The organism is Pseudomonas pichavaramensis, assembly GCF_050473265.1.
GTDB lineage: Bacteria > Pseudomonadota > Gammaproteobacteria > Pseudomonadales > Pseudomonadaceae > Aquipseudomonas.
Window position 1 is genome coordinate 1 of record NZ_JBJKFJ010000017.1, and the last position, 12,585, is coordinate 12,585.

Annotated in this window: 12 protein-coding genes; 5 read left to right on the forward strand and 7 right to left on the reverse strand. The window is 62.3% G+C overall.

Annotated elements, in window-relative coordinates:
* The first annotated feature begins 265 nt into the window (after nt 1-265).
* Nucleotides 266-2,227 (forward strand): acetate--CoA ligase, encoded by a 1,962-nt coding sequence (gene acs, locus ACJRW5_RS22300; protein ID WP_484572676.1) that lies wholly within the window; start codon nt 266-268, stop codon nt 2,225-2,227.
* A gap of 483 nt (nt 2,228-2,710) precedes the next feature.
* On the opposite strand, the gene ACJRW5_RS22305 is transcribed toward acs, so the two are convergent.
* Nucleotides 2,711-3,388 carry a DUF4197 domain-containing protein gene (locus tag ACJRW5_RS22305; RefSeq protein WP_484572677.1) on the reverse strand — a complete coding sequence of 226 codons (678 nt, stop codon included), beginning with the start codon at nt 3,386-3,388 and terminating at the stop codon, nt 2,711-2,713.
* Nucleotides 3,389-3,502: 114 nt separating this feature from the next.
* Here ACJRW5_RS22305 and ACJRW5_RS22310 point away from each other — a divergent pair, with 114 nt between their 5' ends.
* Nucleotides 3,503-3,904: a hypothetical protein gene (locus ACJRW5_RS22310; RefSeq protein WP_484572678.1), complete on the forward strand. Its 402-nt coding sequence runs from the start codon at nt 3,503-3,505 to the stop codon at nt 3,902-3,904.
* A 6-nt stretch (nt 3,905-3,910) separates the two neighbouring features.
* Here the strand turns inward: ACJRW5_RS22310 and ACJRW5_RS22315 are convergent, their stop codons facing one another.
* Genes ACJRW5_RS22315 through ACJRW5_RS22325 form a run of 3 tightly spaced genes read right to left on the reverse strand, consistent with a single transcriptional unit; the run spans nt 3,911 to nt 5,693 of the window.
* Nucleotides 3,911-4,609: an SDR family NAD(P)-dependent oxidoreductase gene (locus ACJRW5_RS22315; RefSeq protein WP_484572679.1), complete on the reverse strand. Its 699-nt coding sequence runs from the start codon at nt 4,607-4,609 to the stop codon at nt 3,911-3,913.
* Complete coding sequence (locus tag ACJRW5_RS22320) at nt 4,606-5,139, reverse strand: DUF3833 domain-containing protein (RefSeq protein WP_484572680.1); 534 nt, start codon at nt 5,137-5,139, stop codon at nt 4,606-4,608. The genes ACJRW5_RS22315 and ACJRW5_RS22320 overlap by 4 nt, the downstream gene beginning before the upstream one ends.
* Nucleotides 5,140-5,147: 8 nt before the next feature.
* Entirely contained in the window at nt 5,148-5,693 is a 546-nt protein-coding gene (locus ACJRW5_RS22325; RefSeq protein ID WP_484572681.1) for a chalcone isomerase family protein, read from the reverse strand.
* A gap of 366 nt (nt 5,694-6,059) precedes the next feature.
* Here ACJRW5_RS22325 and ACJRW5_RS22330 point away from each other — a divergent pair, with 366 nt between their 5' ends.
* Both ACJRW5_RS22330 and ACJRW5_RS22335 read left to right on the forward strand, forming a co-directional pair.
* Entirely contained in the window at nt 6,060-7,421 is a 1,362-nt protein-coding gene (locus ACJRW5_RS22330; protein WP_484572682.1) for a putative bifunctional diguanylate cyclase/phosphodiesterase, read from the forward strand.
* A 229-nt stretch (nt 7,422-7,650) separates the two neighbouring features.
* Complete coding sequence (locus ACJRW5_RS22335) at nt 7,651-8,319, forward strand: TIGR04211 family SH3 domain-containing protein (protein WP_484572683.1); 669 nt, start codon at nt 7,651-7,653, stop codon at nt 8,317-8,319.
* Between the two features lie 4 nt (nt 8,320-8,323).
* Here the strand turns inward: ACJRW5_RS22335 and ACJRW5_RS22340 are convergent, their stop codons facing one another.
* The 3 genes from ACJRW5_RS22340 to ubiM all read right to left on the reverse strand — a co-directional run bounded on the left by ACJRW5_RS22340 (nt 8,324) and on the right by ubiM (nt 11,289).
* Nucleotides 8,324-8,557 (reverse strand): cbb3-type cytochrome c oxidase subunit 3, encoded by a 234-nt coding sequence (locus ACJRW5_RS22340; RefSeq protein WP_484572684.1) that lies wholly within the window; start codon nt 8,555-8,557, stop codon nt 8,324-8,326.
* Nucleotides 8,547-9,980 (reverse strand): cytochrome-c oxidase, cbb3-type subunit I, encoded by a 1,434-nt coding sequence (gene ccoN, locus ACJRW5_RS22345; protein ID WP_484572685.1) that lies wholly within the window; start codon nt 9,978-9,980, stop codon nt 8,547-8,549. Before ccoN ends, ACJRW5_RS22340 begins: the two co-directional genes overlap by 11 nt.
* 136 nt (nt 9,981-10,116) lie before the next feature.
* Nucleotides 10,117-11,289, reverse strand: a complete 1,173-nt coding sequence (gene ubiM, locus ACJRW5_RS22350; RefSeq protein ID WP_484572686.1) for a 5-demethoxyubiquinol-8 5-hydroxylase UbiM — start codon at nt 11,287-11,289, stop codon at nt 10,117-10,119.
* Between the two features lie 304 nt (nt 11,290-11,593).
* Here ubiM and ACJRW5_RS22355 point away from each other — a divergent pair, with 304 nt between their 5' ends.
* Complete coding sequence (locus ACJRW5_RS22355) at nt 11,594-12,583, forward strand: glucokinase (RefSeq protein ID WP_484572687.1); 990 nt, start codon at nt 11,594-11,596, stop codon at nt 12,581-12,583.
* Nucleotides 12,584-12,585: the final 2 nt, after the last annotated feature.

Consider the following 12,585-nt stretch of genomic DNA (forward strand, 5'->3'; position numbering starts at 1 on the left):
TTACATCCCGGCCGTGTCCATGGCCTTGCCGAACTGGCTGGGTATGAGCTAGGGCCGCAGGCGATACCGCGTCTACCTCTGTGCCCGGCCTTGTGCCGGGCTTTTTTTGTGCTGCGCCAATCTACTGCCGAATTGTCCGGGGATTCGTCTGTGGCGCTTCAAGACCATGGTCTTAGAGCGGTAAGACCATGGTCGAATGGCCTCACGAAGGGTCGGGGGATACAAAAGACACCATACAAAAACAACTACCCGCCGAGGTGATTCCATGAGTGCTGCGTCTCTTTACCCTGTGCGCCCTGAAGTGGCTGCACGGACCCTGACCGACGAGGCCACCTACAAGGCCATGTACCAACAGTCGGTGGTCAACCCCGAGGGTTTCTGGCGCGAGCAGGGCCAGCGCATCGACTGGATCAAGCCCTACACCAAGGTCAAGCAGACCTCCTTCGACGACCACCATGTCGACATCAAGTGGTATGCCGACGGCACCCTGAACGTGTCCTACAACTGCCTCGACCGTCATCTGGAAGAGCGCGGCGACCAGATTGCGATCATCTGGGAAGGCGACGATCCGTCCGAACACAAGGAAATCACCTACCGCCAGCTGCACGAGCAAGTGTGCAAGCTGGCCAACGCCCTGCGCGGCCAGGACATTCACCGCGGCGACGTGGTGACCATCTACATGCCGATGATTCCGGAAGCCGTGGTCGCCATGCTGGCCTGTGCCCGTATCGGTGCAATCCATTCCGTGGTGTTCGGTGGCTTCTCGCCTGAAGCGCTGGCTGGCCGCATCATCGATTGCAAGTCGAAAGTGGTGATCACCGCTGACGAAGGCGTGCGTGGCGGCAAGAAGGTACCGCTGAAAGCCAACGTCGACGACGCGCTGACCAACCCGGAAACCAACAGTGTGCAGAAGATCATCGTGGTCAACCGCACCGGTGGCAGCATCAAGTGGAACCAGCACCGCGACATCTGGTACGAAGACCTGATGAAGGTCGCCGGCAGCGTCTGCGCGCCGAAGGAAATGGGCGCCGAGGAAGCGCTGTTCATCCTTTACACCTCCGGCTCCACCGGCAAGCCCAAGGGTGTGCTGCACACCACCGGCGGCTACCTGGTCTACGCCGCGCTGACTCATGAGCGCGTGTTCGACTACCGTCCCGGTGAAGTCTTCTGGTGCACCGCCGACATCGGCTGGGTCACCGGCCACAGCTACCTGGTCTACGGACCGCTGGCCAACGGTGCCACTACCGTGATGTTCGAGGGCGTGCCGAACTACCCGGACGTGAGCCGTGTCGCCAAGATCGTCGACAAGCACAAGGTCAACATCCTCTACACCGCACCGACCGCCATTCGCGCCATGATGGCCGAAGGTAAGGCTGCGGTCGAAGGCGCCGATGGTTCCAGCCTGCGTCTGCTCGGCTCGGTCGGTGAGCCGATCAACCCGGAAGCCTGGCAGTGGTACTACGAGAACGTCGGTCAGAGCCGTTGCCCGATCGTCGACACCTGGTGGCAGACCGAAACCGGCGCCTGCCTGATGACTCCGCTGCCGGGCGCCCACGCGATGAAGCCGGGCTCTGCTGCGCGTCCGTTCTTCGGTGTACAGCCGGCGCTGGTGGACAACCTGGGCAACATCATCGAAGGGCCTGCTGAAGGCAACCTGGTGATCATCGACTCCTGGCCGGGCCAGGCGCGTACCCTGTTCGGTGACCACGACCGTTTCGTCGACACCTACTTCAAGACCTTCAAGGGCATGTACTTCACCGGCGACGGCGCTCGTCGCGACGAGGATGGCTACTGGTGGATCACCGGTCGTGTCGACGACGTGCTCAACGTCTCCGGCCACCGCATGGGTACTGCCGAGATCGAAAGTGCCATGGTCGCTCACTCCAAGGTGGCCGAGGCTGCTGTGGTGGGTGTGCCGCACGACATCAAGGGTCAGGGCATCTACGTCTACGTCACGCTCAATGCTGGCGAGGAACCGTCCGAGCAACTGCGTCAGGAACTGAAGAACTGGGTACGCAAGGAAATCGGCCCGATCGCCTCGCCGGACGTCATCCAGTGGGCGCCGGGGCTGCCGAAGACCCGTTCGGGCAAGATCATGCGCCGTATCCTGCGCAAGATCGCTACTGCCGAGTACGATTCCCTCGGCGACATCTCTACGCTGGCCGATCCTGGCGTGGTACAGCACCTCATCGACACCCACAAGCAGATGCAAGCTGCCTGCGCCTGACCGGCAAAGGTAAATAAAAGCCCCGCCTGGCGATAAGCCCGGCGGGGCTTTTGTTTGGATCTTTCCCCGTTGCTTGTTGCATGAGGAGATATGTTTTTGTAGGAGCGGCTTTAGCCGCGAAGATTTTCGAACCGTCGATAAAGCTTCGCGGCTAAAGCGCTATGCCGCCCGGTGCAACAACCAATTGCGACATGTTTTTTCTGATTAGCAACGAAGCTCAGCCAAGCGGGTAGCCCGGATGCAATCCGGGAAAGATCGGCGGCATACCAAAGCGCCCCGGATTTCATCCGGGCTACAGGGCTGCTCCAGCGGCGCTCGCTTAGCAGGCCGGAGCTTATTACTAATCAGGTCGCTTTTCGTGGGAGTTGCGCCCCGCAGCGAATACCCTGTACACCGAATGGCTGCACGCGTTTCGCCTCGGAGCGGAGTTCCCACGAGGCGGGCGATAGGCTTCGTAGCTGCGGCGAATCCTTCAGGCCGCGCTCACAGCGCGCCGAACACCTTCTTCGCCAGGCTGGTGGCGGCAGCGGCCGGGTTCTCGCGGATGCCGGCTTCCTGCTTGGCGATCATCTCGAACAGGCCATCGAGGGCTTGCTCGGTGACATAGCCTTCCACCGTGCTGCTCTTGGCGTCGACCACACCGAAGCTGGCCGCCTGGCCGGCAAAGGCGTTGTATTGCTGAGCCAGGCCGACCTGGTCGGTGGCCTGCTTGACGATGGGCAGGAACTTGGCGCGAATCTGCTCGCGGCTGCTCTTGTTCAGGTACTGGGTGGCCGAGTCGTTGCCGCCGTTGAGAATGGCCTTGGCGTCGGCCACGGTCATCTTCTTCACGGCATCGACCAGCAGCGCCTGGGCTTGTGGCACGGCGGCCTCTGCGGCCTTGTTCATGCTGGTTTCCAGCTGCTCGACCTGAGCGCCCATGCCCATCATCTTCATGGTCTTGGCGGCCTTGCCGAGTTTGCCCGGCAGTTCGATGCGTACGTCCGGGTTGTTGCTAAAGCCACCGGGTGTACCCAGTTGCTTGACTGCAACCTGGGCGCCCTGAATCAACGCGTCCTTGAGGCCGCCGCTGGCGTCCTGCTGGCTCAGGTCGGAGAGGGACAGGGCGAAGACGTTGGCCGAGAGCAGCAGGCCAGCGGCAAGCGTAGTGAGGCGGAGCATGGTGTTCATCCTTGCATCGGTGGAAAAGTGAGAGCAGCTTAACCGAGTGTAGGACGCGCACAAGCTCGTTGCGCAGTGTGGCGGGCATCGATACGTGGCTCTATCATCCCGATCATGAATTCACCTCTGCCGATGCGTAATCCCTGCCCGCCGGGTGCCTGCGACTGTCAGCGTGACGAACTGCTGGACAGCCCGGGGGCCGACACGCGTGTGCTGCTGTTGACCCGACAGGAGGAGCAGCGCCTGCTCGAGCGTCTGGAGGGGCTGCAAAGTCTGGAGGATCTGCAGCGCATGCAGCAGCGCATGTACGAGCAACTGGGTATTCGTTTGCAGATCGAACCCAGTCATGGCGAGGTGCGCAGCATGCGCGGGATTCACATGCACTTCGAGGCGCATCCGGGACTGTGCCGCAAGACGCAGCAGAGCATTCCCGCCGCGATTCGCCGGGCCATGGAGAAAAAGCCGGAAATCGCCTGGCGCCTGCTCGATTCCTTCGACCTGTTCGGTGGCTTGTAAACGTCCCTACCAGGGCAGCGGCTGCCCATCGTAGGCATGAAAGCTGCCGCTGTGCTCTGGCCCCAGGCTGTCGATTACCTGCAGCAACGCTCTCGCGGCCTGTTCGGCTGGGCGTGCTGCAGCCGCTCCGCGAAAGGGCTGCGACAAGGGCGAAATCACCGTGCCTGGATGCAGGCTGAGCAAGCGCGCCTTGGGCTTGCTGCGCGCCAGTTCGATGGCTGCGGTCTTGATCAGCATGTTCAGCGCCGCTTTGGACGAGCGGTAGGCGTACCAGCCGCCCAGGCGGTTGTCACCGATGCTGCCGACCTTGGCCGATAGCATGGCCATGGCGCCCTGTTTGTCGAGCAAGGGCAGGAAGTGCCGCAGGACCAACGCAGGCCCCAGCGCGTTGACCTGGAACACGGCCTGCAATGCGTCGGCTTCGATCGCCGCCAGACTTTTCTCCGGAGCGATACCAGGCCGATGCAGCAGGCCGGCGCTATGCACGATCAGTTGATAAGGCGCTTCATCAGCCAGGGCAGCAGCGGCTTCCGCGATGCTGGCGGGGGCTTCCAGGTCCAGCGACGGAGAGCTGCTGCGGCTCAGCTCGCGCACACCCGCACAGTTGGCGTCGGCGCGTAGCAGCTGGCAGAACGCCTGGCCAAGTGCGCCGCTGGCACCGATGACCAGCGCCCGGTAGCCACTGCCCAGGCTGGTCAGCTTCATGGTTGCGCCGGGCCCCGACGGAAGAACAGCGTGACCTGGCCCAGTTCGATACCGAATTTGCTCATGACCGAGCGGTTGATCATCGTGTCGTCGTCCATCAGGTACATCCAGTCGTCGAAGTAGACGACGTAAGTGCTGTCATCCACCGGCAGGTTGAGGTGGTAGCGCCAGCGCAGGGCGTTGCCGGAAACCTCCCCGATGGCTTCGCCGACTACGTCGTCCGCGGTACCGATCCAGCGTCCGGCGCCGTCGGGTGTAAGTGTCCAGACCCGGCGCTGGCGCGTGCCGTCGCTGTACAGAAAACGCTCGTCGAGGATCAGCTTGTCGCCGTCGCGGCGGCTCTGGATATCGACGTGGAAGCGTTTGATCACTTCCCCGGAGCGATCCTGAAACATGCCCCAGGCCTGCACCGGTCCGGAGAAGTAGGCGGGCAGGTCAAGCGCGGGTTTCTCGTTCGCGTAGCGCTCGACCGGCACCTGGCCGCAACTGACCAGGAGCAGGCTGCCGAGCAGCATCAACAGAGCTTTCATGGGGTTCCTCATGAGTTGAGGCCGAGCAGCGCTGCGCGCAGTTTCGGGCTGCGGGTCTGCGGATCGAGCCAGATGGAGAAAAAAGCGCGGGCGAATTCAGGGTCGTCGATGACGTGCTGCAGTTTTCCGTCGACGTAGAATCGGCAACCTTCGCCAGGCAGGAATACGCCGGTGATGCGTGTGCCGTCCGTGACATCGACGAATGCCTGGCGCATCTGCCGGGTCCAGTCGCTCTGTTGCTCGTGGTCAAGCGGCTCGCCGTTGATCCGGCGCATCTCGTCGAGACTGGTGTCGACCAGCGTTTCCCGGCTGATATCGCGGCGGTAGGTCAGCTCCAGGGCGAACGGTTGGGAGAAGTCCACGCCTGCCACCGGGCTCCACAGCTTGGCGTTGTAAACCGAAAAGCCAAACCAGCTGAAGTCGCCGCTGCCAACCAGCTCTGCTTGCGGCACTTGTTCGCGCCAGCTGCTCTGGGTGTTGGCCATCGCGGTAGTGCTGAGCAGCATGGCAATGGCCAGCAGGGTTGGTGTCAGAGGTCGAAACAGGGCCGTCATGCTCACTCCCTCCGTTTGGCTGGCATTGGCCGCATCCAGCCGTTTGATCGGATGGCCCAGCGGCAGTGGGCGCCGTATAAAAAAATCCGATAACCAAAAAGGGGAGAGGTGGGTTACCGGATTGCGCAGGGCTTCGTGGGGCAGATTGAAACCCCTCTACCTGGTCTGTGAATCGGCATCTAGAGTAAATATATGTACATAATTTGATTTTGTACAATATTTGTATAGAGGTTGGTGCCTTCCCTGAACCTAGCCATGGTTGAGCGACAGATGAGCTGGCGCCCGTGCTTGCATCAAAAGGACGCTGGAAACTTGCATTCGGCTCAACAGCTTCAAGAATGAGAGTGATCGGATAAGGATTGCGCCATGCCATCACTTTTGACCTTCGGCAAACGGCTGCGCCAGCTCTGGCATGGCGCTGACCTGGCGTTGGTCGGTCAGCGGCGTGAGCGGCGCATGCGCATGCTGGCCAGCCTGGTCATGATCATGATGGGCGTGTTGTGGGGGCTGTTCTTCTCACTGCGGGGATACCAGGCCATTGCCTTGATGGATCTGGCGATCATCCTCAGTGGCATGGCTGTTTTCTTTCTTACCCTGCGCAATCGCGCGCTCAGCGCCAACCTGATTCTTTTTGGCGCATTGCTCGTGGTCGTGGTGGCGTCCACCTTGCTGCTCGATCCATCCACGGCCGCCGCACCACGTGCTACTCACCTGTACCTGTTGCCGATGTCGGTTGCGGCGCTGATGGCTTTTCGCGGCGAGCCGATCTGGCTGCGTTACGGCATTTTCCTGCTATGTCTGCTGCTGTTCCTGGCACTGGCTGCTTCCAATTGGCGTCCGACCGATTTCTACGCGCTACCGGACAACGTGCGCATCGTCGGCTCCTGGCTGCAGGGGGGAGTGGCGATGACGATGTTCTTCTTCCTGTTGCATATCCTGCAGAGCGACAGCGCCGAGCGTTCTCAGCTTGACCGGGATCTGCGCGCGGCAGTGCGTGACCAGCAGTTCGTGTTGTACTACCAACCGCAACTGAACGATGCCAACCGGGTGATTGGTGCCGAGTTGCTGATCCGCTGGCAGCACCCGCAGCGGGGCATTCTGGCGCCCGGCGAATTCATCGATCACGCCGAGAACACCGGCTTGATCATTCCCATCGGTCATTGGGTGCTGGAGCAGACCGCCGCACAGTTGCGACGCTGGCACGACGACCCGCTATACCGCGATATCGCTCTGGCAGTGAACATCAGCCAGAAGCAGTTCTCGCAGAGCAGCTTCGTTGCCGAGATACTCGGGTTGATCGAACGTCATCGTATCGACGCGCAGCGCCTGGAGCTCGAACTGACCGAGACGCTGATCGTGCACGACATGGAAGACCTCACGCGCAAGATGAACGCGCTGGTCGAGCGCGGCGTGCGTTTCTCGCTGGATGATTTCGGCACCGGTTTCTCTTCCCTGAGCCATCTCAAGCGCTTGCCGCTGAGCAAGCTGAAGATAGATCGCTCGTTCATCTGCGACGTGCTGACCGATGCCAACAGCGAAGCCATCGTGCGCACCGTCATCGCCCTGGGGCAGAGCATGGGCATGACGGTAATCGCAGAAGGCGTGGAGACCGAGGCGCAGCGCAGCTTTCTGACGGATAACGGCTGCAGTCAGTTCCAGGGGTATCTGCTCGGCCGGCCGATGCCGCTGGCGGATTTCTGTGCCTTCGTCCAGCGTCACAATGGCTGAGTCGCTGCTCCGTCCATCTCCCATCATCAGTATCAAGTGAACTCGAAGCCGCCCGCCAATGTCTGTCTGCTGTCGGCCCGAACGGGGAGGGTTAGATGGCTAATTGCCGCTAGTGTGGCGTCTTCGTCGCAGATTCTGCTCGTATCGTGTTGCAGCGCGTTTGTCGTGCTCGCCGTCATCGTTCATCCCGTTCGCCGGGTTCGTCTGACAGCCACGTGAAGATCCTTCCATGCTTTTATCCCGTCATTTCTCCTGTCGCATCGCTTTGCTCCAATCCCGTGCCTTGGGTGCCTGCCTGCTGGTCGGGGGGCTGCTTGGCAGCGCCGTGTTGCACGCCGAAGAAGCCGCCAGCAACCAGCGCTGGGTCAGCGACAGCCTCAATACCTACGTGCGCAGTGGCCCCACCGACGGCTATCGCATCGTCGGCACGCTGACGTCCGGGGAGAAGGTCGAGCTGTTGCGCACCCAGGGAGATTACAGCCAGGTGCGCAGCGAAAGCGGCAGCTCGGTATGGATTCCCAGCCGTGACCTGCAGTCGGTCCCAGGGCAGGCCGAGCGCCTGCCGCAATTGGAACAGAAGGTCGCTGACCTGAGTGCCGAGCTGAAAGGTATCGATGATGCCTGGAAGGCGCGCGTGCAGGGCATGCAGGAGACCCTCGACTCACGCAAGAAACTCATCGACGAACTGCAGGCCGCCCGCAGTGCGCTGGATGCCGAGCTGACCAGCACCCGCTCGCAGCTGCGTGATGCCCAAGCGCAACTGGGCAACGAGCAGCAACAGGCGCTGATGCGTTACATGGCTTACGGTGGCAGCATCGCCGGTGCCGGATTGCTGCTCGGCCTGATTCTGCCGACCATGCTGCGCGTGCGCCGCAAGCGTAACGATCAGTGGGTCTGAACGCCTACAGCAGGCGTTGCCCGAGGTGCTCGCAGCGCCCGTCGCAGGTACCCGGGCAGGCACAGCCACTGGTGCTGCGCCCGGTGTCACGTTCCACCCGGCGCGCGACCTCGGGGTCATCGACGAATGGCAGCATGGTCGCTTCGTCGAGTTCGCGCTGCGTTGCGCGACCGAGGCTGATCTGCACGCCGAGATAGAACAACAGCAGCGCGAGTATCCACCAGACTTCAGCGGGCATGAGCGACCTCAGGTGCGTTCTGCACAGCCTTCTCGCCAGCACGCAGGGTCAGCCAGGTGTTGAGTGCCATCAGCAGCATCCCCGAGAGGAAGCACAAGCCGCCGACCAGGCGCACCACGAAGCCAGGGTGGCTGGCTTCCAGCGCCTCGACGAAGGAGTAGGTGAGAGTGCCGTCCTCATTCACCGCGCGCCACATCAGGCCCTGGGTGATGCCGTTGACCCACATTGAGGCGATGTACAGCACGGTGCCGATGGTGGCCAGCCAGAAGTGCGCGTTGATCATGCCGGTGCTGTACATGCCGTCGCGGTCGAAGACTTTCGGGATGAGGTGATAGAGCGAGCCGAAGGTGATCATCGCCACCCAGCCCAGCGCCCCGGCATGCACATGGCCGATGGTCCAGTCGGTGTAGTGGGACAGGGCGTTGACGGTCTTGATGGCCATCATCGGGCCCTCGAAGGTGCTCATGCCGTAGAAGGCCAGAGACACCACCAGAAAGCGCAGGATCGGGTCGGTGCGCAGCTTATGCCAGGCACCGGACAGCGTCATCATGCCGTTGACCATGCCGCCCCAGCTCGGCGCCAGGAGGATGATCGACATCACCATGCCCAGGCTCTGCGCCCAGTCGGGCAGCGCGGTGTAGTGCAGGTGGTGCGGGCCGGCCCATATGTACAGGGTGATCAGCGCCCAGAAATGCACGATGGACAGGCGATAGGAATAAACGGGGCGATTCACCTGCTTGGGTACGAAGTAATACATCATCCCGAGGAAGCCGGTGGTCAGGAAGAACCCCACCGCGTTGTGCCCGTACCACCACTGCACCATGGCATCCGTGGCGCCGGAATACACCGAATAGGACTTGAACCAACTCACCGGGATCGACAGGTGGTTGACCACGTGGAGGATGGCGATGACCAGGATGAAGGCGCCGAAGAACCAGTTGCCGACATAGATATGGCGCGTCTTGCGTTGCGTCAGCGTGGTGAAGAAGACGATGCCGTAGGCGACCCAGACGATGGCCATCCACACGGCGCCGGTGAACTCGATCTCGGCGTATTCCTTGGTGGTGGTCAGGCCCATGGGCAGGGTCACGAACATGATCAGGATGGTCGCCTGCCAGCCCCAGAAGGTGAAGGCGGCCAGCGTGTCGGAGAACAGGCGCGTCTGGCAGGTGCGCTGCACCGCGTAGTAGCTGGCGGCGAACTGTGCGCTACCGGCGAAGCCGAAGATCACCAGGCTGGTGTGCAGCGGGCGCAGGCGACCGAAGCTGAGCCAGGGGGTGTCGAAGTTGAGCTCCGGCCAGACCAGTTGAGCGGCGATCAGCACGCCGGTGCACATGCCCACCACACCCCAGAAAATGGTCATCAGGGTGAACTGGCGGACGACCTTGTAGTTGTAGGCCGGATGGGAAGCAGCAGATTGCATCGCGGTAACCTTCCATACAGTAATGCGGGCGCAGCCGCGCGAGTGGCGAAACTGTAGGGAAGCCGGAAAAAACAAAACAGACTCAGAAAGTGCTGTCTGATACGTATCAGATTGGCTGCTTATGGCCCGCCAGAACTCAGGTCTGGGCTGTCAGGTGCCTGGCGATGCCTTTCTTCAACGGCAGCAGGCCCTGCGCCACGCGCAGACCGGCGCCGCGTACCAGGCGGGCGGGCAGGAGATCGTTGGTATACAGCTCCACCAGCAGGTTGGTGGCCTGATACAACGGCCAGGTGGCTAGGCGCAGTTGGCGCTCGTAGCGCGCCAGTGGTGCAGCCGCCCCGATGTCCTGACGGTTGGCATGGGCGGCCAGCAACGCCTCGCTCAGCAGCTGTACGCCGATCAGGCCGAAGTTGAAACCATGGGCGGTGACTGGGTGCATGCCCACGGCGGCATCGCCGAGCAGGGCACAGCGGTTGCCGACCATGCGCCGTGCATAGGCGCCCACCAGCGGGTAGGCATGGCGGCTGCCGACCAGTTGCATGGCGCCCAGGCGGCGTTCGAAGCGCTGCTCCATTTCCCGTGCAAAGGTAGCGTCGTCAAGCGCCTGCAGGCGTTCGATCTCGCGCGGCGGCAAGGTCAATACCGTCGACGACTGGCGACCGTTGAGTGGCAGCAGGGCGAGGGTCTGGCCATAGCCGAACCATTCCCAGGCCACCTGATGGTGATCGCGTTCGTGCTGCATGCGGCACACCAGCATGCTCTTGCCGAAATCCTTGAGCTGCGCGCCGATGCCGAGTTGACGGCGGGTTTCGGAGAAGCGGCTGTCGGCAGCCACCAGCAGGCGCGGTCGCAGCACCTGACTGTCCTCCAGTACCAGCTTCACTTGGTCCTGGCTTTGCTCGATGGCACGTACGCTGGTTTCACACAGCAATTGCACGTCGCTGCATTCGCGCAGCGCCTGATAGGCCGCACGGCGAATGGCCTGGTTGGCCACCAGATGGCCGAGTCGCTCGGCACCGGCTTGCTCGGCGCGAATTTTCAAGGCGAACAGCGAGGGGCCGTTGAACACCTGGGCATCGCGCAACACGGCGATATCCTCGGCGGGCAGGCGTGCCCACAGGCCCAGACGTTCGAGCTGCGCCTGCGAGCCATGGGTGAGGGCGATCTCGCGGCCGTCGAAGGCGGGATCGGCCAGTGCCTGCTCGGCCTGACGCTCCAGCACCATGATCGACAAACCGTGCCCGGACAGGGCGCGGGCCAGGCAAAGGCCGGCCGGGCCGGCGCCGACGATAACGATATCGGGTGACATGCTGCAGCTCTCCGTGCGGACTCGGGAAGGGCCGAGTCTAGGCTGCGTTTGCCTTGCAACTATTGTCCGGGATCATGGTGAGGGCTGAATGCGTGATGATCACTGTGGCAAGAGCCACTGCTTTTGTTGGCTGGATATTGTGGTTATTACTACTTTGTCCAGGTTGATAGGCGTAATTTTCGGGTTTACTGTGGTGCGCGTTGTCTGAACTACAAAAATAATTCGAGTTTGGAGTCGATTGCATGCAGCCTCACTTTTTCGCGGTAGCCGATTCGCGAAGCATCCTGATTATGCAGGCCTTGTCGTGAAACTGGCGCTGGTCGGCGATATCGGTGGCACCAACGCACGCTTCGCCCTGTGGCGTGACGATCGTCTAGAGGCGGTACAGGTTCTGGCGACCGCCGATTATCCCGGTCCGGAACAGGCCATCAGCGCCTATCTGCAATCCCAGAACCTGCCCCTCGGCGCCGTGGGTTCGGTATGCCTGGCTTGCGCTGGGCCGGTCGGCGGCGATCTGTTTCGCTTCACCAACAATCACTGGCGTATCGATCGTGCGGCGTTCTGCGAGGCGCTGCAGGTCGAGCGCTTGTTGATGATCAACGATTTCTCCGCCATGGCCTTGGGCATGACCCGGCTGCGCGACAACGAGCGGCTGCAGGTCTGTCCGGGCGAAGCGCAGGCTGATCGCCCGGCGCTGGTGATCGGCGCCGGCACCGGCCTTGGTGTCGGTACCTTGTTGGGCCTGGAGGATGGTCGCTGGCTGGTGCTGCCGGGCGAGGGCGGCCACGTCGACCTGCCGGTTGGCAGTCCGCGTGAGGCCGAGCTCTGGCAGGTCCTCCACCGGCAACTGGGCCATGTGCGCGCCGAAGACGTGCTCAGCGGCAATGGCCTGCTGGCACTGTACCGGGCGATCTGCACGCTGGACGGGCAGCCGCAGCAGCATTCGACGCCGGCTGCGATCACCGCGGCCGGCCTGGCGGGCGAACCTGTTGCTGGCGAGGTGCTGGAGCAGTTCAGTGGCTGGCTGGGGCGTGTCGCCGGCAACAACGTGTTGACCCTTGGTGCACGTGGCGGGGTGTATATCGTCGGCGGCGTGGTACCGCGTTTCGCCGAGCGTTTTCTCGCCAGCGGTTTTGCCAAGAGCTTCAGCGACAAGGGCTGTATGAGCCATTACCTTCACGGCATTCCGGTGTGGCTGGTGACGGCCGAGTACCCCGGTCTGACCGGTGCCGGCGTGGCCTTGCAACAGGCGTCGGACCATAGCCCGGATGCAATCCGCGAGAGTCGTCGATAGAA

Coding starts and splice junctions, on each gene's coding strand:
- ACJRW5_RS22325 (WP_484572681.1), bottom strand. CDS start 5,693: ATGACGGCCCTGTTTCGACCTCTGACACCAACCCTGCTGGCCATTGCC.
- ACJRW5_RS22305 (WP_484572677.1), bottom strand. CDS start 3,388: ATGCTCCGCCTCACTACGCTTGCCGCTGGCCTGCTGCTCTCGGCCAAC.
- acs (WP_484572676.1), top strand. CDS start 266: ATGAGTGCTGCGTCTCTTTACCCTGTGCGCCCTGAAGTGGCTGCACGG.
- ACJRW5_RS22335 (WP_484572683.1), top strand. CDS start 7,651: ATGCTTTTATCCCGTCATTTCTCCTGTCGCATCGCTTTGCTCCAATCC.
- ccoN (WP_484572685.1), bottom strand. CDS start 9,980: ATGCAATCTGCTGCTTCCCATCCGGCCTACAACTACAAGGTCGTCCGC.
- ACJRW5_RS22330 (WP_484572682.1), top strand. CDS start 6,060: ATGCCATCACTTTTGACCTTCGGCAAACGGCTGCGCCAGCTCTGGCAT.
- ubiM (WP_484572686.1), bottom strand. CDS start 11,289: ATGTCACCCGATATCGTTATCGTCGGCGCCGGCCCGGCCGGCCTTTGC.
- ACJRW5_RS22340 (WP_484572684.1), bottom strand. CDS start 8,557: ATGCCCGCTGAAGTCTGGTGGATACTCGCGCTGCTGTTGTTCTATCTC.
- ACJRW5_RS22320 (WP_484572680.1), bottom strand. CDS start 5,139: ATGAAAGCTCTGTTGATGCTGCTCGGCAGCCTGCTCCTGGTCAGTTGC.
- ACJRW5_RS22310 (WP_484572678.1), top strand. CDS start 3,503: ATGAATTCACCTCTGCCGATGCGTAATCCCTGCCCGCCGGGTGCCTGC.
- ACJRW5_RS22315 (WP_484572679.1), bottom strand. CDS start 4,609: ATGAAGCTGACCAGCCTGGGCAGTGGCTACCGGGCGCTGGTCATCGGT.